The organism is Escherichia coli DSM 30083 = JCM 1649 = ATCC 11775 (assembly GCF_003697165.2).
Classification (GTDB): domain Bacteria; phylum Pseudomonadota; class Gammaproteobacteria; order Enterobacterales; family Enterobacteriaceae; genus Escherichia; species Escherichia coli.
Genome location: NZ_CP033092.2, coordinates 3,325,000 through 3,347,557 on the forward strand (window position 1 = coordinate 3,325,000; position 22,558 = coordinate 3,347,557).

The window sequence follows — 22,558 nt, forward strand, 5'->3', positions numbered from 1 at the left end:
TAAATCCCGGCAGCGGATAGCGTCAAGCCTGGCTTGCAGAAAAACTCGGAATAAACCTTATTTGTTGCAGCCCTGTGGCACAATGGTCAACATAATACCCTAACCCGACAACGCGAAAAAAAGAACTTTGCCATGAAATTGAATATCCGCGCGCAAACTGCACAAAACCAGCACAATAATTCTCCCATCATTCTTGTCCATGGTCTGTTTGGCAGCCTCGACAACCTTGGCGTACTGGCTCGCGATCTGGTAAACGATCACAATATCATCCAGGTTGATATGCGTAACCACGGTCTTTCACCGAGAGATCCGGTAATGAATTACCCGGCGATGGCCCAGGATCTTGTTGATACCCTGGATGCACTGCAGATCGACAAAGCAACATTTATCGGTCACTCCATGGGCGGTAAAGCGGTAATGGCTCTTACTGCACTAGCCCCCGATCGCATTGACAAGCTGGTGGCGATTGATATTGCGCCGGTCGATTATCACGTTCGCCGTCATGATGAGATTTTCGCGGCCATCAACGCAGTCAGTGAATCAGACGCACAAACACGCCAGCAAGCAGCGGCAATAATGCGCCAGCATCTTAATGAAGAAGGGGTGATTCAGTTTCTGTTGAAATCTTTTGTTGACGGGGAGTGGTGCTTTAACGTGCCAGTATTGTGGGATCAGTATCCGCATATTGTGGGTTGGGAGAAAATCCCGGCATGGGATCATCCTACCCTGTTTATCCCTGGCGGCAATTCTCCGTATGTTAGCGAGCAGTACCGTGATGATTTACTGGCACAATTTCCACAGGCTCGGGCTCATGTGATTGCAGGCGCGGGTCACTGGGTTCATGCTGAAAAACCGGATGCGGTATTACGCGCTATCCGTCGCTATCTCAATGATTAACGCAACTGATTAAAAACCCAGCGTCCGCGTCGCTTTCCGCGCGTGGACGTTGGCGTGACTCATCGCGCTGATGTATTATGGCGCGCTATCCATCCGGGCAGAGGCCTGGCTGATTGTTTCCCCCGAAGTCACCAAGATCATGGCCAAAGAACAAACGGACCGTACGACATTAGATCTGTTCGCGCACGAGCGTCGACCGGGACGACCGAAAACTAATCCGCTTTCGCGCGATGAACAGCTGCGTATTAATAAACGCAACCAACTAAAACGCGACAAAGTACGTGGCCTTAAGCGTGTCGAACTGAAGCTGAACGCGGAAGCTGTCGAGGCACTGAACGAGCTGGCGGAGTCGCGCAATATGAGCCGTAGCGAACTGATCGAAGAGATGTTAATGCAGCAACTGGCGGCGCTGCGTAGTCAGGGCATCGTTTAAATTTCCACTTTCATGTAGCACAGTGTGCAGTCCTGCTCGTTTGCTGATTCCGCAAGACTGCCTGTTCTGCTATGATTGCCTTTATCCGTGGGCAATTTTCCACCCCCATTTCAATAAGTTTCAAGAGGTTATTTCACTCATGGCTATCACTGGCATCTTTTTCGGCAGCGACACCGGTAATACCGAAAATATCGCAAAAATGATTCAAAAACAGCTTGGTAAAGACGTTGCCGATGTCCATGACATTGCAAAAAGCAGCAAAGAAGATCTGGAAGCATATGACATTCTGCTGCTGGGCATCCCAACCTGGTATTACGGCGAAGCGCAGTGTGACTGGGATGACTTCTTCCCGACTCTCGAAGAGATTGATTTTAATGGTAAACTGGTTGCGCTGTTTGGTTGTGGCGACCAGGAAGATTACGCAGAATACTTCTGCGATGCATTGGGCACCATCCGCGACATCATTGAACCGCGCGGCGCAACTATCGTTGGTCACTGGCCAACCGCGGGCTACCACTTCGAAGCGTCAAAAGGTCTGGCTGATGATGACCACTTTGTCGGTCTGGCTATCGACGAAGATCGTCAGCCGGAACTGACCGCTGAACGTGTAGAAAAATGGGTTAAACAAATTTCTGAAGAGCTGCATCTCGACGAAATTCTCAATGCCTGATGTGATGCGGCGTAGACTCATGTCTACGCCGTATTAATAGATAATGCCAATCAAAATAATTGCTACAAATTTGTAACTTTTGCTGTTGTACCTGTACAATGTCCCGGTGTTCAAGTGGCCTTGCCGTTGTAAATGTAAGCTGTGCCACGTTTTTATTAACAATATTTGCCAGGGACTTGTGGTTTTCATTTAGGCGTGGCAATTCTATAATGATACGCATTATCTCAAGAGCAAATTCTGTCACTTCTTCTAATGAAGTGAACCGCTTAGTAACAGGACAGATTCCGCATGACTGATAACAATACCGCCCTAAAGAAAGCTGGCCTGAAAGTAACGCTTCCTCGCTTGAAAATCCTGGAAGTTCTTCAGGAGCCGGACAACCATCACGTCAGTGCGGAAGATTTATACAAACGTCTGATCGATATGGGTGAAGAAATTGGTCTGGCTACGGTATATCGCGTACTGAACCAGTTTGACGACGCTGGTATCGTCACCCGCCACAATTTTGAAGGCGGTAAATCCGTATTTGAACTAACACAGCAACATCACCACGATCACCTGATCTGCCTCGACTGCGGTAAGGTTATCGAATTTAGTGATGATTCCATCGAAGCGCGTCAGCGTGAAATCGCCGCAAAACATGGCATTCGCCTGACTAACCACAGTCTCTATCTTTACGGTCACTGTGCCGAAGGCGATTGCCGCGAAGATGAGCACGCGCACGAAGGCAAATAAGCCAGCCTGAACGAGAAAAGCCAACCTGCAGGTTGGCTTTTTTATACAAGGAAAATAAGAAAAGCGAGAGTTACAGCTCTCACTTATTTGTTATTACTGCGAATTTCCTGCCAGACCTTATCACAATCGGCTTTCACCGCCTGATCATTTCCGGTTTGCGTTGCCTGAATACACTGCTGATAATCCAGTACGCGGACACTTTCCTGCTCGGCAAACTGCTGATGTTGTTTCTCTTTCTTCAGCACGTTTAACACGCTCTGGCAGGCTTCAATTTTTTCCGGCGAACCTTGTGCGGTGTTGATACAGGCGCTGTATGCCTCTTTCAGACGACTGTCTTCCTGTGGCGCGGTGGATTGTGCACAAGCCACCAGCCCCGATGCCATCATGGCGATGAGAATCAATTTTTTCATTGCAAATTCCTCAAACGTGCGGCAGGCACAAAACCTGCCGCGTCGGGCATCAGAAGATGGTGAATGGTGCGATTACCATAAATTTCACGTCACGCTCATCCTGGAAGATGTTGCCGTAACCACCGCCCCAGCTTGGGATGTCGGAGTGGTTGTCATATTCGGTGAAATGCAGTTTGAACATCGTGCCCTTGGCACGACCGTCCTGAATGGTGTAAACCGCATCCAGGCTGTAGGCAGACTCTTCAATAGTCCGGTTCTTGTCGTAGTACGCATCCGGATTGCTCTGCCAGGTCGCAGGTTTAGCATCCCATGCGTAAACGTAGGAAGCGCCGATGGCGAAGCCTGGAAGATTCCAGTTTTTCAGGTCATACATCGCACCGAAGAAGACCGCTTTTTCGCCGTTGGCGTTGAAGTCGGAACGGTTATCCCACCAGATATCCAGGCGACCGTTCGAGGAAGCGTAGGTTGGAGTCATACGTTGCAGGAAGTATCCTTGCTGACCGTCAGCCTTAACCCAGGTACCTTCGAGGCGCAAATCCACTACGTCAGCCGCCCGGTAACCAAAGGTCAACGCCTGCAGCCAGGCGGTGCCGTCATAAAGATCGTTGACGCTGCGATCGTCAACTTTATCGCGCGTACCATAGAACTGGTAGCTGGTGGTTAACGGGCTACCGGCGATATCAAATTTGTAGCTGGCTTTGGCAAAATATTGATCGATATACCCTTCGGCCTGACCAAACGCCGCTTCCAGTACGAAGTTATTTTTGAAGTCGTACTTCGCCCCAAGGGAGTGTAGATAATCAACTTTGGTGGTTTTATCGTTCTGATAAAACTCATCCATTTCCAGATGCCACGGTGCTTTGTATTCGTTGGTCCACATGTAGGAGAAACTCAACGCACCAGCATCGCCGTAATCAAAATTCGCCCCGGCCTCCGCCCCCTGATAAGTACCCGGCATAAAGCTCCAGTGTGGCGCTAACAGCGTCTGACCGGTTGGCTGAATATAACCTGCCCTCGCCCAAACCGGACCGTATTTAAATTTGGCCGCTGCTTTATACAGGCTTATACCGCTTTTATCGCCGGACCAGTCTTCGTCATAGGCTTTATTACTTTTTGAAAACGCGATTTCGTTCGGGTGAGAGCTGTCGCCGTTTTCCGCCATTTCAATCGCCGTAAACGCGGCAATATCAAGGCCGAACATATCAGCAGCATAACCAGACTGAAAATCGAGGTTGGCGTTCCAGGTGGAGTGAGAAAGGTTGGTTTTGTATTTATCGCCGTCGGTAACATCTTTACGGTCGCGTTCACGCTGCCAGTAATAGATACCGCCGGTTAAGGTTGAATCGTCGATGAATCCTTCGGCGCGAGCCTCCGGAATTGCCATAAAGCCCGACATAGCTGTAACACCGGCGATAGCCAGCGCCAGCGTACTACGTTTGCCACTAAACGTACGCATGGGTTAATCCTCTTTGACGTATAAATTGCTGCACCAAAGGTGAACAGCGAAAAAAATAAAAATTAAAAAAGTAGCGTTGAGAAAAGTCTCGCTGACTACAGGAACAGACTATTTTTCGCGACGCGAATTATCAATCTCTTTCTGTAACCAGAATGTAAGAACATGAGCAACCGCACATATTTTGATGATTTTTGTTACAAGGCTTAAGTTGTAGTTGAAAGGCTTGCAGAAGAATAAAAGCGTGAATTTCCAGCAAGATGAAAACGGTTACATTTTACTTAATTATGGTTTGTGATTTTAAATTTGTTTTCTGGATAAATTGCGAAGCGGAATTAATTCGCGAAGAAAAGCAGAAAAAAAACGCCGCAGAGCGCGGCGTTTGGGATTGTTTGCATATTTCTTGCCGGATGCGGCGTAAACGCTTCACCCGGCCTGGTAGAACTTAAAATTACTCGCCAACTTTCGCCCAGGTATCACGCAGCCCAACGGTGCGGTTAAATACCGGTTTTTCCGCCGTAGAATGGCGGCTGTCGAGGCAGAAATAACCTTCACGCTCAAACTGGAATGCTTTACCCGCAACCGCATCTTTCAGCGACGGTTCAGCAAAGCCCTGTTTGATCACCAGCGATTCCGGGTTAATCACCGACAGGAAATCATCCGCAGCACCAGGGTTCGGCACGCTGAACAGACGGTCATACAAACGGATTTCAACCGGCAGCGCATGTGCCGCGCTCACCCAGTGAATAACACCTTTGACTTTACGACCATCTGCCGGATCTTTGCTTAAGGTGTCGGCGTCATAAGTACAGAAGATGGTGGTGATATTGCCTTCGGCATCTTTCTCCACGCGTTCTGCCTTAATGACGTAAGCATTACGCAGACGCACTTCTTTACCCAGCACCAGACGTTTGTACTGCTTGTTAGCTTCTTCGCGGAAATCGGCGCGATCGATCCAAATCTCACCGCTAAACGGCACCTGACGGCTGCCCATTTCCGGTTTATTCGGATGGTTCGGCATGGTAACCATTTCGCCTTCGCCCTGGTAGTTTTCGATAACCAGTTTCACCGGATCGATAACCGCCATTGCGCGCGGCGCATTTTCGTTGAGATCTTCACGGATGCAGGATTCCAGTGACGCCATCTCAATGGTGTTGTCCTGCTTGGTCACACCAATGCGTTTGCAGAACTCACGAATAGAAGCCGCAGTGTAACCACGACGACGCAGACCAGAAATGGTCGGCATACGCGGGTCATCCCAGCCTTCAACGTGCTTATCGGTCACCAGCAGGTTCAGCTTACGCTTGGACATCACAGTGTATTCCAGATTCAGGCGCGAGAATTCGTACTGGCGCGGGTGAACAGGAATGGTGATGTTGTCCAGTACCCAGTCGTACAGACGGCGGTTGTCCTGGAACTCAAGCGTACACAGAGAGTGCGTAATACCTTCCAGCGCATCGCTGATGCAGTGGGTGAAGTCGTACATCGGGTAGATGCACCACTTGTTGCCAGTCTGGTGGTGTTCAGCAAACTTAATGCGGTACAGCACCGGATCGCGCATCACGATAAACGGCGAAGCCATGTCGATTTTCGCACGCAGGCAGGCTTTACCTTCTTCAAAACCGCCGGTACGCATTTTCTCGAACAGCGCCAGGTTCTCTTCAACGCTGCGATCGCGGTACGGGCTGTTTTTACCCGGCTGCGTCAAGGTGCCGCGGTATTCGCGGATCTGTTCCGGCGTCAGTTCATCAACGTACGCCAGGCCTTTATTGATCAGTTCGATCGCATAGGCGTGGAGCTGATCAAAATAATCGGAGGAGTAACGGACGTTACCAGACCAGTGGAAACCTAACCACTCTACGTCGTTTTTGATCGAATCGACATACTCGATATCTTCTTTTACCGGGTTAGTGTCGTCGAAACGCAGGTTGCACTGGCCTTTATAGTCCTGGGCGATCCCGAAGTTCAGGCAGATAGATTTCGCATGGCCAATATGCAGATAGCCATTCGGCTCCGGCGGGAAACGGGTGTGTACTGTGGTGTGCTTACCACTGGCCAGATCTTCATCGATGATCTGACGAATAAAGTTAGTCGGGCGGGCTTCTGCCTCACTCATCGTGGATTCCTCAAAGCGTAAACAACGTATAACGGCGTATGATCTTATAAGCGGGACAGGCTGACAACTGTTAGTTAGAGAAAAAATGGTTTTGCGTAAGATATTGGGGCGTTTTCTGCGCTACTGCCAGCAGATCCTCGCGCTGGAAACGTAAGGCCAAACGTCGCCAGCCTGACGCATTTATTAAATTGCCGGATGAGCTGGCCGCAGAGTCATAGATTAGTCGGCTATGATTAAACGCGTCGACAAGGACGCAAGCGTTCTACGCGTCTGCCCATCAAGCTGACTATCCGTAATAATCTCTGTCAGTTCATTAAGATGCGCGATATTAAACAGCGACCATGAACCGTATTTTGAGCTGTCAGCCAGGAGAATTTTGCGCGAAGCATGCGCGATAAGATCGCGTTTTAGTGCGGCTTTCTCTTCCGTGGGTGCTGTAATACCCTTTTCAAGATCCCAGCTGTTACAGCTTAAAAATGCCACGTCCGGCCAGGTATTTTGCAGCAATTTACGACCATGTTCGCCAATGCAGGACTGGCTGGAGTCGTCGATACGTCCGCCGATAATCGTCACTTCAATTTGCTTGAATTCAGCCAAAAAAAGCGCGATATGCAGGTCGCTGGTGATCACGCGAAGCGGTAAATGTGTAATCTGCCGCGCAAGTTCAATCATTGTCGTACCGGCATCAAGGACGACGGAATCCCCCGCTTTGACCATTGACGCCGCTGCGCTGGCGATGGCATGTTTTTCCGCCAGGCTGCGCTGCATTTTCTCATGGGTAGTCGGTTGGGTAGGAATAAACCGGTTGAGGGTCACACCGCCGTGTGTACGGCTGATAACACCCTGCTCATCGAGTTTTATCAGGTCTCGACGAATCGTAGCCGGCGACGCATTGGTTACCGCCACCAGCTCATCAACGGTGACCAGATTATGGCTTTTCAGGTAATCCATGATCTGCTCTAACCGGTTATATCCCTTCATTTTATTCTCGCGAAATCTGCATTGCTAACTGGATGGAAACTGCCATGCTCTCAGACTTGGCTTTTCCTGTCCAGGCAATATCAAACGCGGTGCCGTGGTCGGCAGAAGTGCGAATAAATGGCAACCCGGCGGTGATATTCACCCCATCATAAAATCCAAGCAGTTTTAAAGGGATATGCCCCTGATCGTGGTACATAGCCACTACCATATCGAATAGCCCTTCATGGCATTGCATAAACACGGTATCTGGCGGGCACGGGCCAGTAACATCAATATCTTCGGCCTGCATTGCTTCAATCGCAGGCGCGATAATCTCGATTTCCTCAGTGCCGAATAAACCATGTTCCCCTGCATGTGGATTTACACCCGCCACGGCAATACGCGGACGCTCAATACCAACACGTTTCAGGAAGTGGTTCGCAACTCGAATAACCGTTTTGACCCTTTCACCATTCAAAGTATCCAGGAATTTACGCAGTGAGATGTGAGTCGAAATATGGATAACCTTGAGCTTATCGGTATAGAGCACCATCGCGTACTCTTTGCTGCCGGTAAGATGGGCCAGCAATTCCGTATGCCCCGGATAGTTATGCCCGCCAAGATGCAGCGCTTCTTTATTCAGCGGCGCAGTGGCTATGGCTTTCACCTCGCCTGATAAGGCCAGAGCCGTTGCACGTTTGATACAGCGATACGCTAAATCGCCTGCCGCAGCCTGTACCACTCCGGGTGTCAGCGCATCGGGGTTAGCCAGCGGCTCATCCATCACGTTAATCACGCCGGGAGCAAAATGGGCGTCGCACACCTTTTGAATGACGCGTAACTCTGCCTGCGGCGTGATATTCATCGCCATAATACGTCGCAGCGTACGCACACAGCCCACCACCACCACCGGGGCACCAGCAAGCCCGGCTTCGCTCAGGGATTTAATAATGATCTCCGGGCCAATACCCGCCGGGTCACCCATCGTTACCGCAATAATATTATTCACTACACTTCTCCTCGATAAAATTCAGAACCTGATGCAACGTGGTCTCATCGCCAAACCCACCGGCTTTCGTCATCACCGAACGGGACCAGACACCGCCCAGAAAGTGACCGTATGGAACGCATTGCGCCACCTTCCCCGTAATACGAAATCCGGTCGCGCCTAACGCACTGGCTGTTGCCATTGCGACATCACCACCAGAGAGATAAAGCGCATCGGGCATTGTGCGAAGCAGAACTTGCCGGGTAAGTTCGCCAAGAAACCGGCAAATTTTTTCCCCAAGTGCAGCGCGACTCATCTGCCAACGCTGGCAAAGGGTGTCGATCTGATGTCTTGCTACAGAATCGTTACAGGTGTGGACAATGCAGTGGTCGCCTTTCTGCAAGGCCTGCACAATACGCGCGTCATAGTCACTGGCATTGCCTGCCAGAATGTGTTCAACATCGACGTATATCTGTGTGATACGTGGGTGTGAATGAAGTGTGGCGATCTGCCGTTGAGCGATTTCGCTCATTGAACCAATAATGGCCAGCACGGTGGGTGGCGACATAATCGCGGAGCGCCGGGCAACGGCATCACAAATACCAGCGGAGCCGACCAGCAGCAGCGGTTGTTTAGCCTGCATCACAGCGGCAGCGATGCGATCCAGGTCGCTGTCCGTCTGCGCATCTATCACGCCAATCCACGGTTGCTCATAAGACAAATGGCTGAGCTGAGAAACCGTAACGGGCTGGCATGGAATGGCCGTCTGCAACCGGATGATATCCGCAATTCGGGCGCTCAATACCGGGGTTTTCGGATCGCTGGCAAACTCGGTTTCCGTTATCCGCACACCGTTTACCCAACACTCACCGGCCACTGTGGTCCTTCCCGCCTGAGGAAATGCGGGGGCAACCACTGCGCCCGTTATACCGCATGCCTTCATCAGGGCTTCAATTTCTGCGCCGATATTGCCTCGCAGCGTGGAATCTATCTTTTTAATCACGAGCGGCGGATTATTCGCCAGAGGGAGATGACTCATCAGCGAGGTTATTTTCATCGCCGCCAGCTTAGGATCCATCGCCCGGCTGTCGCTGTTAATCACCCATACGCTGGCATCACCGCGATAATGCATTTCAAAGGCCACATCAACTGTATGCCCCACCTGCGCCAGGCTTACCCCCGCGTCGTTGGCTCCCGTGAAATCATCGGCAACGACGAGAATGCTCGGCTTAGTGATTCCCTTTTCCATCATCACTCCAGGTTGTTTTATGATAACAATGATTATATTCAATCATGATTGATTAAATGTGAGCAAGCTCAAGTTATTAATCACTCGAATAAATTATAAAATTAGACCATGTTACGTAGGCTACGGCATTTTGAATGATTGAATTCAATCACCAGAAGAGAGGTTATTTGTGGTAATTATCAATAGCACGATACTGAGCGGCGCAGGCGCTATCCCTTCCCTGACGTCGCTCTTACCCGACATCAGAAAAATGCTGCTGGTCACTGACCGTAATATTGCGCAGCTCGACGGTGTGCAGCAGATTCGCGCCTTACTGGAAAAGCACTGCCCGCAGGTTAACGTTATCGATAATGTGCCCGCAGAGCCCACGCATCATGATGTGCGCCAGCTAATGGATGCCCTTGGCGATGCCTCTTTTGATGTGGTGGTCGGGATCGGCGGTGGCAGCGTGTTGGATGTGGCGAAGCTGCTGTCGGTGCTTTGCCATCCACAATCACCGGGGCTGGATGCGCTGCTTGCGGGTGAAAAACCGACTCAGCGGGTGCAATCATGGTTGATTCCTACAACCGCCGGAACCGGCTCAGAAGCCACGCCGAATGCGATTCTGGCAATCCCTGAACAAAGCACGAAGGTGGGTATTATTTCCCAGGTGCTGTTACCAGACTATGTGGCGCTTTTCCCGGAACTGACCACCAGCATGCCCGCGCATATTGCGGCGTCCACGGGCATTGATGCTCTTTGCCACTTACTGGAGTGTTTTACCGCGACCGTGGCAAATCCGGTCAGCGATAACGCGGCGCTGACTGGGTTAAGTAAACTTTTCCGGCACATTCAACCCGCCGTGAACGATCCTCAGGATCTGCGCGCAAAACTGGAAATGCTGTGGGCGTCTTACTATGGCGGCGTAGCGATAACCCATGCGGGCACGCATCTCGTTCATGCGCTCTCCTACCCGTTAGGTGGCAAATATCATCTGCCGCATGGCGTCGCGAATGCCATCTTGCTGGCGCCGTGCATGGCGTTTGTTCGCCCCTGGGCGGTCGAGAAATTTGCCCGGGTCTGGGATTGCATTCCCGATGCGGAAACCGCCCTGAGCGCGGAAGAAAAATCTCATGCCCTGGTGACCTGGTTACAGGCATTAGTCAATCAACTCAAGCTACCCAACAATCTCGCGGATCTCGGCGTACCGCCAGAGGATATTGCCTCTCTGAGCGAGGCGGCACTGAACGTGAAGCGCCTTATGAACAATGTGCCGTGCCAGCTTGATCTACAGGACGTACAGGCCATTTACCAAACACTGTTTCCGCAACATCAATTTAAGGAATAAATCATGCCGAAAACCATTGAAGGTGTATTAACCGCTATCGTCACCCCGTTTACCGCGACCGGCAGTCTGAATATCCCGGCGTTAAAAGTGCAGGTGAATCGTCAACTGGAAGCGGGTAACGCGATTTTTTGCGGCGGCACCAACGGCGAGTTTTTTGTGTTGAATGAACAGGAGAAGCTCAGCGTTACGCAAACCTGCGTGGATGAAGTGGCTGGTCGTGCGCCGGTCGTGGCACACATTGGCGAGATCTCTACGCGCGAAACGATTCGTCTGGGTCAGCAGATTGAAAAACTTGGCGTAGATGCCGTGTCGGTCATTGCCCCTTACTTCGTACCGCTGAAACAGGAAGAGTTGATTGCGCATTACAGCGCAATTGCCGACGCACTGAGCATTCCGATGTTTCTCTATAACATCCCGGCCCGCACTGGCAATACGATCCAGCCAGAAACCGCGCGTGCTCTGGCGTCGCACCCCAATATCATTGGGATTAAAGACAGCGCCGGAAGCGACGAAAGCCTGAAGGGTTTTCTCGATGCGGTGCGCGACATTGACGGCTTTAATGTGCTCAACGGCCCGGATTCGCTGATCCATAAAGGGTTTGTCGAGGGATGTTCAGCCTGTATCTCTGGGCTCGCCAACATCGCGCCGCGAGAAATCAATGCCATCTGGTCTCGCTTCCATGCCGGTGATATTGAAGGGTCTTATGAAGCACAGGAGAGTGTAACGGGCCTGCGTACCGATCTTTATAAAGTAGCATTCTCCCCGGCTGCGGTGAAAAAAGCGTTGCAGCTTATGGGGCATGATGTTGGTGATAGCCGCTACGCGGTTAATTTCACGCCTGAACAGATCAGCGAGATTCAACAAATTATTCGTCATTATAACATTAATTAAATTAACTCTATTATCCAGCCCGCTATAAAGTTTAGATAAAGAGAATAAAGGATTACCCCATGTTTTTGTGGTTTATGCAGCCAGATATCTGGCTCACTTTAATTACCCTCACCTTTCTGGAAATTATTCTTGGGGTGGATAATATTATTTTTCTTTCACTGGTGGTGGCAAAACTTCCGTTATCACAACAAAATATGGCGCGTAAACTGGGTTTAAGCTGCGCGATGATTATGCGGATATTATTGCTGATATCCATTGCGTGGCTTTCACATATTACCCAGCCGCTTTTTACCGTGCTGACGCTGGAGATTTCGTTCCGCACGTTGATTCTGCTCGGGGCGGGCTGTTCCTGATTTATAAAGCGATACAGGAGATACGCGAAGAGCTGTCGCCCGCGCAGGAAGACGAACATGGCAGCGGATCGCGGCAACTGTCGTTGTGCGGTGCCATTGTACAGATAATGCTGCTCGATATCGTGTTTAGCCTGGATTCGGTGATCACCGCCGTCGGCCTTTCTCAGCATATATTTATCATGATTGCCGCCGTAATGATTGCCGTCGGTGTCATGATGTTTGCGGCGAAAACAATTGGTGATTTCGTTAACGCCACGCCGTCAATAAAAATACTGGCGTTAACCTTTTTATTGTTTGTCGGTGTATTGCTGGTTGCCGATAGTCTCAACATTCATATTGCCAAAGAGTATCTCTACTTCGCGATATTTTTCTCATTAAGTGTTGAGACACTCAATATTATCCGTGAAAGAAGAAAGTTTCGACATTGATCGAAACGCATGAATCGCACTCGCATTAATAAATCTATTACCAACTTTAAGATGGAGTCTAACTATGTCTGTAGCCCTTATTCGTGACGGCGTCATCCGTCCATCCGAAAACGATTCGCATGTGCTTACCGCCATGCTGCCCTCGTCCTGCCCGCAAAACCACGCGGCGAATATTCTGCCTTTGCCGGATGGCGCGTTAATGTGCGTCTGGTTTGCGGGAACGCAGGAAGGTATTGCCGATATTTCTGTCTGGGGATCGCGATTGCCCGCTGGCGGAATGCAGTGGAGCGATGCGGTCAAACTTTCCCACGATGACACGCGTTCAGAGCAAAACCCGGTGCTGTTTCTCGCGCCGGATAACGTGCTGTGGCTCCTATGGACCGCACAAATATCCGGTAATCAGGACACCGCCATCGTCCGCTACCGTAAGTCAGACGACCTCGGACAAACCTGGGGCGAGATTGCCACCCTGCTTGATAAACCCGGTACGTTCATTCGACAGCCAATCACGGTGCTTGATAACGGCAACTGGCTGCTGCCCGTCTTTTATTGCCGTACCCAACCCGGCGAAAAATGGGTCGGCAATGATGATATCAGCGCAGTGAAAATTTCCGCTGACGGTGGTCACTCCTGGCGCGATGTCGAGGTGCCGCAAAGTCTCGGCTGTGTTCATATGAATATCACAATGTTGCACGACGGTACGTTGGTTGCTCTCTTTCGCAGCCGTTGGGCAGACAACATCTATATCAGCCATTCAGTGGACAACGGCGAGAGTTGGTCGGTGCCGCAAGCAACCGAATTGCCCAACAACAATTCGTCTATTCAGGTAACGACGCTTGCCAGCGGCGAACTGGCGCTGGTGTACAACGCGATGAGTGCGGCAGGCGCAGTAGAACGTCGCGCGTCGCTTTATGACGAAATCGTCGATGGCGACGACAGCCGCAAAGAACCGACAGCCGTCGGACGCTCCGCTTTCTGGGGTGCCCCACGCGCGCCGATGACGGTAGCGATTTCTGCCGATGGTGGGAAAAGCTGGCCGTGGCGGCGCAATCTCGATGAAGGCGACGGCTACTGCATGACCAACAATTCCCTGGAAAAGCTAAATCGTGAGTTCTCCTACCCCAGCATCAAACAAAGCCCGGACGGTACGCTACATATCGCTTACACCTGGTGGCGTCAGGCCATCAAGTACGTACGCATCTCCCCCGAGTGGGTTAAGGGGCAGGCATCATGATTATCGGTAATCTCAACCATTTGTCGCTGGCGGGGCTTCCTGCCTGGGTGAGAAATATTCTGCTGCGCCCGGAGTGTTCATTATCGGCGTTATCCACCAGAGAGGACGGTCGCTGGCAACCTGAAGGATGTCGGTGGTTCTGCACGCTGGGAACTTCAGACACGCAACCCGCCGAACTCCGCCATACGGAGTATCACCATTTATGGGCCGATATACAGGTGGTGATTACTGGTTGTGAGGGCATTAATGCGGGAACGCGGCCCATCGCTCGCGAAAACGATGAAGAACGTAAGCCCGATCTGTTTATCGCCCCATCCCCTGAAAACAGTGTCGCCATCACCCTACACGCCGGTGATTTCGCCGTCTTTATGCCTGAGGAACCTCACCAGGCGCTGTGCGCAATTGGCACGGCTACTTCAATACGCAAAGCGGTCTTTAAAGTACCGCGCGACATGCTGGAAGCCTAAAAGGAGAGAAAAAATGACAATGGAAATGATCCTGGCATTAGGAATACTGGTCCTGATGATCGTGCTGATCATGTCGGACAAAATGCCTTTTGGCGCACCGCCACTGCTTGCGTGTTTATTGCTGGTTGTATCGGGACTTTCGACCGTTCAACAGGCTTTTGCCGGATTCGTCAATCCAAGCGTGGTGATGATTGCAGGGTTTATGGTGGTCATGGCGGCGCTACAAAAAACCCGGCTTATCAGCAACGTTAAATCTGCGATGATAAGCCTGGTCAATAAAGGCAGTTACCGCAGCTATGGGCTGTTGTTAGTCATTGTTATGCTGGGTGCCAGTCTTGCCGGCACCGGAGCGACCGGTTATTACGTGCTAATTCTGTCGCTGGTATCCACCATTCCGTACAGTAAAAAGCTACCAACATCGAAATTAATGATGCCCCTGGGATTTGCCACCAACCACCCGCTTCTTCCTATCAATCTCGCGCTTCTCTTTGGCGTTACGGCGACCGTACTCGAAACCGCGGGGTTTCATCAGGAGATTTCGATGGGGCGCTTTGCGCTGGTGAATCTCATCATGTCAGCGGCTTTCCTCGCATGGAGTCTTATTGCCTACCGTTTTCTTCCGGATCATCCCATTGCGGATGCTTCCGAGGATGCGCTGGCGGCACGCGAGGAAACGTTTAACGCCCTTCCTGCCTGGAAAGAATATTGCACTATTGCCGCATTCGCTGTCAGCGTTATCGGCATGATGCTAATGAACATTCTGGGAAATATCGCCTTCGTTATTCCGGGTCTTGCGGGTGCGTTTGTTCTGATGATCGATGTACTGGACTTCAAAGAAGTTCGCGATCATATGGGGGCTCCGGTCATTTTAATGATGGCGGGGGTGATCGGTATAGCTGATGCACTGGCGGGCACCGGCTTTACGGCGATGGTTGGCGATGCCGTTGCAGGTGTGCTCGGTTCTGGCGTCTCACCGTTTGTATTTATTGTCGCCTTTGCTTTGCTTACCAGTACCTGCGCCACCTTCACGGGTTCGAATATGGGGTCAGTATATATTTTTGCCCCCATCGCCATTGCCGCCTGTACTAGCCTTGGGCTTAACCCGACCGCTGCCGCGATTGCGGTGGTGATTTCTGGCTGGAATGGCGGCTATATGCCTATTGACGGAATGCCAGCCATGATCCTCGGAATGGGGAAATACAAACTTCCCGAATTCTGGGTGTTCTCTGTACCAATGTATCTCATCCGCATTCTGGCGCTTTGTGCAGGCGCTGTTTTTATCTTCCCAATGTAATCTCAGACAAAAAAAGCGGCAGAGAAGATCCCTGCCGCTTTTTATTGTCTGATGCGACGCTGCCGCGTCGCATCAGACATAAAGCAGATTACTTTTTGATTTCATACAGCGGTGTTTGACCCGCCACAACATGGCCCTGAGCTTTAATGATAAGGCCGCTGAAATCGTCGATATTGCTGCAAACCACCGGGCTAATCATCGAGCGAGCGTTAGCGTTCAGGTAATCCAGATCCATTTCCAGAATCGGTTGCCCTGCGCTTACCTGCGCGCCCTCTTCCACCAGACGTTTAAAGCCTTTACCTTCCAGCGCTACGGTGTCGATACCCATATGGACGACGATCTCCGCGCCTTTTTCGGTTTCCAGACAGAATGCGTGGTTGGTGTTGAAGATTTTCACGATTGTTCCTGCGGCTGGTGATACGACGATTTTATCTGTCGGTTTCACCGCCACACCGTCACCCACCGCTTTGCTGGCGAATGCTTCGTCAGGAACCTGATCCAGTGCCACAACATCCCCGGTAATCGGCGATACCAGCTCCGCGATAGATACCGCGTTTGGTACAGCCTGCGGTTTTGCTACAGGAGCGGCAGTTGCCGGAGTTGCTTCAGCTGACGCAGCGGCTACCGGACCACGGGCAACGACTTTCTTCATCGCATCGCCGATGGATTCTGCTTTCGCGCCAACAATCACCTGAATAGTCTGTTTGTTCAGTTTCACTACCCCAGAAGCACCCAGACGTTTACACATCGCATCGTTGACGCGAGCTGAGTCAACCACGGTAAGGCGCAGACGAGTAATACAGGCGTCAATGGCTTTCAGGTTGTCAGTACCGCCAACCGCAGCAATATAGTTGGTTGCCAGTTGATTGAGACCTTCTTCAGTATTGCTGTTAGCCTCTTCAGTAACGATCTCGTCTTCTTTATCTTCACGACCCGGCGTTTTCAGGTTGAACATGCGGATAACCAAACTGAACACCACGAAGTAGATAGCGAAGAAGACAACCCCCATCACCAGCAGCATCCAGACGTTCTGGCTGGCGGCCGGCAGGTTATACATCAACGCGTAGTCGATAGCCCCCGCAGAGAAAGAGAAGCCGGCATGGATACCCAGCAGCGTTGCCACAAACAGGCTGATACCGGTCAGCAGTGCGTGCAGGAGGTACAGCAGCGGTGCAAGGAACATGAACAGGAATTCCAGCGGCTCAGTCACACCGGTCAGGAACGCAGTAACAGCAACAGAAAGCAGCATCCCGCCAACCATCGGACGACGCTCTTTCGGTGCTGCGAAGTACATCGCCAGCGCCGCACCCGGCAGACCGAACATCATAATCGGGAAGAAGCCGGACATGAACATCCCCGCGGTGCCGTCACCGGCATAGAAGCGGTTGATATCACCGTGGAAAACCGTTCCCGCCGCGTTGGTGAATTCACCAATCTGGAACCAGGCGATGGTGTTCAGCACCTGATGCAGACCGGTTGGGATCAGCAGACGGTTGATGAAACCAAAGATACCGGAACCCAGCGCGCCCGCAGAAACGATCCACTCGCCGCCTGCATGGATAGCGTGCTGTACCGGTGGCCAGACGTAACCAAAAATGGCCGCCAGCACCAGACAGAAGAAGCCGGTGGCGATCGGCACAAAGCGTTTGCCGCCGAAGAAGCTCAGGAAGTCCGGCAGTTTAATATCGGACCAACGGTTATAGGCTGCGCCACCAACCAGACCGGTAATGATACCCGCCAGTACACCCATGTTAATTTCTGGGTTGATGGTCACCATCGCTTTGGTTAACACAAAGTAACCTACCGCACCCGCCAGTGCCGCCGCACCTGCGCTGTCTTTCGACCAGCTGGATGCCACGCCGATGGCGAAGATTAATGCGAGGTTATCAAAAATCGCACCGCCCGCCTGGGCAATAAACGCAACGTTAAGTAAATCTGGCTGACCGAATCGCAGCAACAGCGCCGCCACCGGCAGCACCGCGATAGGGAGCTGTAACGCCCTACCGAGTCGCTGGAAAAAACCTAAAATATTCATCTTATTCCCCCTACGAGAACCCTATTTGGCTCGTTTAAAGCCGTATTTTTATTTTGCTGCAAATTGTACTGCCGATGTTCTGTAATCAGATTGTTAGATCATCTGCTACAGAGTGTGTGAAAATTTAATTCGTATCGCAAATTAAACGCGTGTCTTTTGTGAGTTTTGTCACCAAATATCGTTATCATCACTCCCTTTTACTGGCTAAACCAGAAAACTTATTTTATCATTCAAAAAATCAGGTCGGATTGACGCCTGTCTGCGCAAATCCAGGTTACGCTTAAAGATGCCTAATCCGCCAACGGCTTACATTTTACTTATTGAGGTGAATAATGAGACTGATCCCCCTGACTACCGCTGAACAGGTCGGCAAATGGGCTGCTCGCCATATCGTCAATCGTATCAATGCGTTCAAACCGACTGCCGATCGTCCGTTTGTACTGGGCCTGCCGACTGGCGGCACGCCGATGACCACCTATAAAGCGTTAGTCGAAATGCATAAAGCAGGCCAGGTCAGCTTTAAGCACGTTGTCACCTTCAACATGGACGAATATGTCGGTCTGCCGAAAGAGCATCCGGAAAGCTACTACAGCTTTATGCACCGTAATTTCTTCGATCACGTTGATATTCCAGCAGAAAATATCAACCTTCTCAACGGCAACGCCCCGGATATCGACGCCGAATGCCGCCAGTATGAAGAAAAAATCCGTTCTTACGGAAAAATTCATCTGTTTATGGGCGGTGTAGGTAACGACGGTCATATTGCATTTAACGAACCGGCGTCTTCTCTGGCTTCTCGTACTCGTATCAAAACCCTGACTCATGACACTCGCGTCGCGAACTCTCGTTTCTTTGATAACGATGTTAATCAGGTGCCAAAATATGCCCTGACTGTCGGTGTTGGTACATTGCTGGATGCCGAAGAAGTGATGATTCTGGTGCTGGGTAGTCAGAAAGCACTGGCACTGCAGGCCGCCGTTGAAGGTTGCGTGAACCACATGTGGACCATCAGCTGTCTGCAACTGCATCCAAAAGCGATCATGGTGTGCGATGAACCTTCCACCATGGAGCTGAAAGTTAAGACTTTAAGATATTTCAATGAATTAGAAGCAGAAAATATCAAAGGTCTGTAATTATTATCCCTGCCCTGACACCTTGCTCAGGGCAATATTTTTTAAAATCGGGGGTCAGAATGTATGCATTAACCCAGGGCCGGATCTTTACCGGCCACGAATTTCTTGATGACCACGCGGTTGTTATCGCTGATGGCCTGATTAAAAGCGTCTGTCCGGTAGCGGAACTGCCGCCAGAGATCGAACAACGTTCACTGAACGGGGCCATTCTCTCCCCCGGTTTTATCGATGTGCAGTTAAACGGCTGCGGCGGCGTACAGTTTAACGACACCGCTGAAGCGGTCAGCGTGGAAACGCTGGAAATCATGCAGAAAGCCAATGAGAAATCAGGCTGTACTAACTATCTGCCGACGCTTATCACCACCAGCGATGAGCTGATGAAACAGGGCGTGCGCGTTATGCGCGAGTACCTGGCAAAACATCCGAACCAGGCGTTAGGTCTGCATCTGGAAGGTCCGTGGCTGAATCTGGTAAAAAAAGGCACCCATAATCCGAATTTTGTGCGTAAGCCTGATGCCGCGCTGGTCGATTTCCTGTGTGAGAACGCCGACGTCATTACCAAAGTGACTCTGGCACCGGAAATGGTTCCAGCGGAAGTCATCAGCAAACTGGCAAATGCCGGGATTGTGGTTTCTGCTGGTCACTCCAACGCGACGTTGAAAGAAGCGAAAGCCGGTTTCCGCGCGGGGATTACCTTTGCCACCCATCTGTACAACGCGATGCCGTATATTACCGGTCGTGAACCGGGCCTGGCGGGCGCGATCCTCGACGAAGCTGACATTTATTGCGGTATTATTGCTGATGGCCTGCATGTTGATTACGCCAACATTCGTAACGCTAAACGTCTGAAAGGCGACAAATTGTGTCTGGTTACCGATGCCACCGCGCCAGCAGGTGCCAACATTGAACAGTTCATTTTTGCGGGTAAAACAATATACTACCGTAACGGACTTTGTGTGGATGAGAACGGTACGTTAAGCGGTTCATCCTTAACCATGATTGAAGGCGTGCGTAATCTGGTCGAACATTGTGGTATCGCACTGGATGAAGTGCTGCGTATGGCGACGCTCTATCCGGCACGTGCGATTGGCGTTGAGAAACGTCTCGGCACGCTCGCCGCAGGTAAAGTTGCCAACCTGACTGCATTCACACCTGATTTTAAAATCACCAGGACCATCGTTAACGGTAACGAGGTCGTAACTCAATAAGAGAAAGTATGACACCAGGCGGACAAGCTCAGATAGGTAATGTTGATCTCGTAAAACAGCTTAACAGCGCGGCAGTTTATCGCCTGATTGACCAGTACGGGCCAATCTCGCGGATTCAGATTGCCGAGCAAAGTCAGCTTGCCCCCGCCAGCGTAACCAAAATTACGCGTCAGCTTATCGAACGCGGGCTGATCAAAGAAGTTGATCAGCAGGCCTCCACCGGGGGCCGCCGCGCTATCTCCATCGTCACCGAAACCCGCAATTTCCACGCAATCGGCGTACGGCTTGGTCGTCACGACGCCACCATCACCTTGTTTGATCTCAGCAGCAAAGTGCTGGCAGAAGAACATTACCCGCTGCCGGAACGTACCCAGCAGACGCTGGAACATGCCCTGCTGAATGCCATTGCTCAGTTTATTGATAGCTACCAGCGCAAGCTACGCGAGCTGATCGCGATTTCGGTGATCCTGCCAGGGCTTGTAGACCCGGACAGCGGCAAAATTCATTACATGCCGCATATTCAGGTAGAAAACTGGGGGCTGGTTGAAGCACTGGAAGAGCGTTTTAAAGTGACCTGTTTTGTCGGCCACGATATCCGCAGTCTGGCGCTGGCAGAGCACTACTTCGGTGCAAGTCAGGATTGCGAAGACTCCATTCTGGTGCGTGTCCATCGCGGAACCGGGGCCGGGATTATCTCTAACGGGCGAATTTTTATCGGGCGCAACGGCAACGTCGGTGAAATTGGCCATATTCAGGTCGAACCGCTGGGTGAACGCTGCCACTGCGGCAACTTTGGCTGCCTGGAAACTATCGCCGCCAATGCTGCCATTGAACAACGGGTGTTGAATCTGTTAAAGCAGGGCTACCAGAGCCGTGTGCCACTGGACGACTGCACCATCAAAACTATCTGCAAAGCCGCGAACAAAGGCGATAGCCTGGCCTCGGAAGTGATTGAATATGTCGGTCGTCATCTGGGTAAAACCATCGCCATTGCTATCAACTTATTTAATCCGCAAAAAATTGTTATTGCTGGAGAAATCACCGAAGCCGATAAAGTGCTGCTCCCTGCTATTGAAAGCTGCATTAATACCCAGGCGTTGAAGGCGTTTCGTACTAATCTACCGGTGGTACGTTCTGAGTTGGATCACCGCTCGGCAATCGGCGCTTTTGCGCTGGTAAAACGCGCCATGCTCAACGGTATTTTGCTCCAGCATTTGCTGGAAAATTAATGTGCTTTTATAGTGGCGCTTATTGTTGTCAATATTCTGGGTAGTCCATGACCATTAAAAATGTAATTTGCGATATCGACGGCGTGCTGATGCACGATAACGTCGCCGTACCCGGTGCAGCGGAATTTTTGCACGGGATTATGGATAAAGGCCTGCCGCTGGTGTTGCTGACCAACTATCCTTCACAGACCGGGCAAGATCTGGCGAATCGCTTTGCCACTGCCGGTGTCGATGTACCGGATAGCGTGTTTTATACCTCCGCGATGGCGACCGCCGATTTCCTGCGTCGCCAGGAAGGCAAGAAAGCGTATGTGGTGGGCGAAGGCGCACTGATTCATGAACTGTACAAAGCCGGTTTCACTATTACCGATGTGAACCCTGATTTTGTGATTGTTGGCGAAACGCGTTCCTACAACTGGGACATGATGCATAAAGCAGCCTATTTCGTCGCTAACGGTGCACGCTTTATCGCCACCAACCCGGACACCCACGGGCGCGGTTTTTATCCCGCCTGTGGCGCGTTGTGTGCAGGGATCGAGAAAATCTCCGGGCGCAAACCGTTCTATGTTGGAAAGCCGAGTCCGTGGATCATCCGCGCGGCATTAAACAAAATGCAGGCGCATTCGGAAGAAACGGTGATTGTCGGCGATAACTTGCGTACCGATATTCTGGCGGGCTTCCAGGCCGGTCTGGAGACGATTCTGGTGCTTTCTGGTGTTTCGTCACTCGACGATATCGACAGTATGCCGTTCCGCCCAAGTTGGATTTACCCATCGGTCGCTGAAATCGACGTTATCTGAATAGCAACCACGCCTCAGGGCGTGGTTTCTTATTTTTACCCATCATTAAAATCACCCCATTCAATAAAACCCGTCAAAAATTATCGATCCATCAATAAATATACCCAAAAGCCCTCCCCTTTTTCATCAATCAGCAATCGCCATTACGTTTTTTATTTTTCCACCGCCAAATCGCTTGCGCACCGTGCTGCTTTGCGGCATTTTTTTAACAAGCAAACACAACACGCAGTAAACACCAGGTTAACGGA

21 protein-coding genes and 1 pseudogene are annotated in these 22,558 nt (G+C 51.1%); 15 read left to right on the forward strand and 7 right to left on the reverse strand.

The genetic code is table 11. The features are described from left to right. Positions 1-132 precede the first annotated feature (132 nt). The 5 genes from ybfF (at position 133) to fur (ending at position 2,735) form a co-directional block, all read left to right on the forward strand. Complete coding sequence (gene ybfF / locus EAS44_RS17410; protein WP_000773263.1) at positions 133-897, forward strand: esterase; 765 nt, start codon at positions 133-135, stop codon at positions 895-897. Positions 898-1,036: 139 nt separating this feature from the next. Next, entirely contained in the window at positions 1,037-1,330 is a 294-nt protein-coding gene (ybfE, locus tag EAS44_RS17415; protein ID WP_001300829.1) for a LexA regulated protein, read from the forward strand. A 139-nt stretch (positions 1,331-1,469) separates the two neighbouring features. Further along, positions 1,470-2,000 (forward strand): flavodoxin FldA, encoded by a 531-nt coding sequence (fldA, locus tag EAS44_RS17420; RefSeq protein WP_001018618.1) that lies wholly within the window; start codon positions 1,470-1,472, stop codon positions 1,998-2,000. Positions 2,001-2,209: 209 nt separating this feature from the next. Continuing rightward, entirely contained in the window at positions 2,210-2,296 is an 87-nt protein-coding gene (uof, locus tag EAS44_RS17425) for a fur leader peptide (RefSeq protein ID WP_001406816.1), read from the forward strand. After that, the gene (gene fur / locus EAS44_RS17430; protein ID WP_000131702.1) at positions 2,289-2,735 is read left to right on the forward strand and encodes a ferric iron uptake transcriptional regulator; all 447 of its coding nucleotides are present in this window, start codon (positions 2,289-2,291) and stop codon (positions 2,733-2,735) included. The genes uof and fur overlap by 8 nt, the downstream gene beginning before the upstream one ends. A gap of 83 nt (positions 2,736-2,818) precedes the next feature. Here fur and chiQ read toward each other — a convergent pair whose 3' ends face one another. From chiQ to dtnK, 6 genes are all read right to left on the reverse strand, one after another. After that, positions 2,819-3,145 carry a ChiQ/YbfN family lipoprotein gene (chiQ, locus tag EAS44_RS17435; RefSeq protein WP_000733594.1) on the reverse strand — a complete coding sequence of 109 codons (327 nt, stop codon included), beginning with the start codon at positions 3,143-3,145 and terminating at the stop codon, positions 2,819-2,821. 49 nt (positions 3,146-3,194) lie between these two features. Further along, entirely contained in the window at positions 3,195-4,601 is a 1,407-nt protein-coding gene (gene chiP, locus EAS44_RS17440) for a chitoporin ChiP (protein WP_001258810.1), read from the reverse strand. A gap of 448 nt (positions 4,602-5,049) precedes the next feature. Further along, the gene (glnS, locus tag EAS44_RS17445; protein ID WP_001287134.1) at positions 5,050-6,714 is read right to left on the reverse strand and encodes a glutamine--tRNA ligase; all 1,665 of its coding nucleotides are present in this window, start codon (positions 6,712-6,714) and stop codon (positions 5,050-5,052) included. 219 nt (positions 6,715-6,933) lie between these two features. Then, complete coding sequence (locus tag EAS44_RS17450) at positions 6,934-7,695, reverse strand: DeoR/GlpR family DNA-binding transcription regulator (RefSeq protein ID WP_000679501.1); 762 nt, start codon at positions 7,693-7,695, stop codon at positions 6,934-6,936. Position 7,696: 1 nt separating this feature from the next. Next, a complete protein-coding gene (locus tag EAS44_RS17455) occupies positions 7,697-8,683 on the reverse strand; it encodes a D-threonate 4-phosphate dehydrogenase (protein ID WP_001059575.1) in 987 nt (328 codons plus the stop codon). After that, entirely contained in the window at positions 8,676-9,911 is a 1,236-nt protein-coding gene (dtnK, locus tag EAS44_RS17460; protein WP_000410739.1) for a D-threonate kinase, read from the reverse strand. The genes EAS44_RS17455 and dtnK overlap by 8 nt, the downstream gene beginning before the upstream one ends. A gap of 169 nt (positions 9,912-10,080) precedes the next feature. Here dtnK and EAS44_RS17465 point away from each other — a divergent pair, with 169 nt between their 5' ends. The 6 genes and pseudogenes from EAS44_RS17465 (at position 10,081) to EAS44_RS17490 (ending at position 15,905) form a co-directional block, all read left to right on the forward strand. Further along, entirely contained in the window at positions 10,081-11,238 is a 1,158-nt protein-coding gene (locus EAS44_RS17465) for an iron-containing alcohol dehydrogenase (RefSeq protein WP_000234743.1), read from the forward strand. A 3-nt stretch (positions 11,239-11,241) separates the two neighbouring features. Then, positions 11,242-12,129 carry a dihydrodipicolinate synthase family protein gene (locus tag EAS44_RS17470; protein ID WP_001126953.1) on the forward strand — a complete coding sequence of 296 codons (888 nt, stop codon included), beginning with the start codon at positions 11,242-11,244 and terminating at the stop codon, positions 12,127-12,129. Positions 12,130-12,188: 59 nt separating this feature from the next. Further along, a pseudogene (locus EAS44_RS17475) lies at positions 12,189-12,939 on the forward strand (TerC family protein). A 35-nt stretch (positions 12,940-12,974) separates the two neighbouring features. Continuing rightward, positions 12,975-14,144 (forward strand): sialidase family protein, encoded by a 1,170-nt coding sequence (locus EAS44_RS17480; RefSeq protein WP_000109426.1) that lies wholly within the window; start codon positions 12,975-12,977, stop codon positions 14,142-14,144. After that, complete coding sequence (locus EAS44_RS17485; RefSeq protein WP_000583482.1) at positions 14,141-14,611, forward strand: YhcH/YjgK/YiaL family protein; 471 nt, start codon at positions 14,141-14,143, stop codon at positions 14,609-14,611. Before EAS44_RS17480 ends, EAS44_RS17485 begins: the two co-directional genes overlap by 4 nt. Before the next feature lie 13 nt (positions 14,612-14,624). Beyond that, positions 14,625-15,905, forward strand: coding sequence for an SLC13 family permease (locus tag EAS44_RS17490; RefSeq protein WP_000177662.1), 1,281 nt, complete (start codon positions 14,625-14,627; stop codon positions 15,903-15,905). An 88-nt stretch (positions 15,906-15,993) separates the two neighbouring features. On the opposite strand, the gene nagE is transcribed toward EAS44_RS17490, so the two are convergent. Then, on the reverse strand, positions 15,994-17,940 hold the full coding sequence (gene nagE, locus EAS44_RS17495; RefSeq protein ID WP_001023115.1) for a PTS N-acetyl glucosamine transporter subunit IIABC: 1,947 nt from the start codon (positions 17,938-17,940) through the stop codon (positions 15,994-15,996). Between the two features lie 332 nt (positions 17,941-18,272). On the opposite strand from nagE, the gene nagB reads away from it, so the two are divergent. The 4 genes from nagB to nagD are packed head-to-tail and all read left to right on the forward strand — an operon-like array spanning position 18,273 to position 22,310. Next, positions 18,273-19,073, forward strand: a complete 801-nt coding sequence (gene nagB, locus EAS44_RS17500; RefSeq protein WP_001237072.1) for a glucosamine-6-phosphate deaminase — start codon at positions 18,273-18,275, stop codon at positions 19,071-19,073. A 59-nt stretch (positions 19,074-19,132) separates the two neighbouring features. Further along, on the forward strand, positions 19,133-20,281 hold the full coding sequence (gene nagA / locus EAS44_RS17505; RefSeq protein WP_000271154.1) for an N-acetylglucosamine-6-phosphate deacetylase: 1,149 nt from the start codon (positions 19,133-19,135) through the stop codon (positions 20,279-20,281). Between the two features lie 8 nt (positions 20,282-20,289). Beyond that, positions 20,290-21,510, forward strand: coding sequence for a DNA-binding transcriptional regulator NagC (nagC, locus tag EAS44_RS17510; protein ID WP_000187594.1), 1,221 nt, complete (start codon positions 20,290-20,292; stop codon positions 21,508-21,510). A gap of 47 nt (positions 21,511-21,557) precedes the next feature. Next, on the forward strand, positions 21,558-22,310 hold the full coding sequence (nagD, locus tag EAS44_RS17515; protein ID WP_000153129.1) for a ribonucleotide monophosphatase NagD: 753 nt from the start codon (positions 21,558-21,560) through the stop codon (positions 22,308-22,310). Positions 22,311-22,558 lie beyond the last annotated feature (248 nt).

Excerpts from the sequence above, each read along its gene's own strand:
- ybfF (WP_000773263.1), top strand. The coding sequence starts at position 133 with ATGAAATTGAATATCCGCGCGCAAACTGCACAAAACCAGCACAATAAT.
- ybfE (WP_001300829.1), top strand. The coding sequence starts at position 1,037 with ATGGCCAAAGAACAAACGGACCGTACGACATTAGATCTGTTCGCGCAC.
- fldA (WP_001018618.1), top strand. The coding sequence starts at position 1,470 with ATGGCTATCACTGGCATCTTTTTCGGCAGCGACACCGGTAATACCGAA.
- uof (WP_001406816.1), top strand. The coding sequence starts at position 2,210 with ATGATACGCATTATCTCAAGAGCAAATTCTGTCACTTCTTCTAATGAA.
- fur (WP_000131702.1), top strand. The coding sequence starts at position 2,289 with ATGACTGATAACAATACCGCCCTAAAGAAAGCTGGCCTGAAAGTAACG.
- chiQ (WP_000733594.1), bottom strand. The coding sequence starts at position 3,145 with ATGAAAAAATTGATTCTCATCGCCATGATGGCATCGGGGCTGGTGGCT.
- chiP (WP_001258810.1), bottom strand. The coding sequence starts at position 4,601 with ATGCGTACGTTTAGTGGCAAACGTAGTACGCTGGCGCTGGCTATCGCC.
- glnS (WP_001287134.1), bottom strand. The coding sequence starts at position 6,714 with ATGAGTGAGGCAGAAGCCCGCCCGACTAACTTTATTCGTCAGATCATC.
- EAS44_RS17450 (WP_000679501.1), bottom strand. The coding sequence starts at position 7,695 with ATGAAGGGATATAACCGGTTAGAGCAGATCATGGATTACCTGAAAAGC.
- dtnK (WP_000410739.1), bottom strand. The coding sequence starts at position 9,911 with ATGGAAAAGGGAATCACTAAGCCGAGCATTCTCGTCGTTGCCGATGAT.
- EAS44_RS17470 (WP_001126953.1), top strand. The coding sequence starts at position 11,242 with ATGCCGAAAACCATTGAAGGTGTATTAACCGCTATCGTCACCCCGTTT.
- EAS44_RS17480 (WP_000109426.1), top strand. The coding sequence starts at position 12,975 with ATGTCTGTAGCCCTTATTCGTGACGGCGTCATCCGTCCATCCGAAAAC.
- EAS44_RS17485 (WP_000583482.1), top strand. The coding sequence starts at position 14,141 with ATGATTATCGGTAATCTCAACCATTTGTCGCTGGCGGGGCTTCCTGCC.
- EAS44_RS17490 (WP_000177662.1), top strand. The coding sequence starts at position 14,625 with ATGACAATGGAAATGATCCTGGCATTAGGAATACTGGTCCTGATGATC.
- nagE (WP_001023115.1), bottom strand. The coding sequence starts at position 17,940 with ATGAATATTTTAGGTTTTTTCCAGCGACTCGGTAGGGCGTTACAGCTC.
- nagB (WP_001237072.1), top strand. The coding sequence starts at position 18,273 with ATGAGACTGATCCCCCTGACTACCGCTGAACAGGTCGGCAAATGGGCT.
- nagA (WP_000271154.1), top strand. The coding sequence starts at position 19,133 with ATGTATGCATTAACCCAGGGCCGGATCTTTACCGGCCACGAATTTCTT.
- nagC (WP_000187594.1), top strand. The coding sequence starts at position 20,290 with ATGACACCAGGCGGACAAGCTCAGATAGGTAATGTTGATCTCGTAAAA.
- nagD (WP_000153129.1), top strand. The coding sequence starts at position 21,558 with ATGACCATTAAAAATGTAATTTGCGATATCGACGGCGTGCTGATGCAC.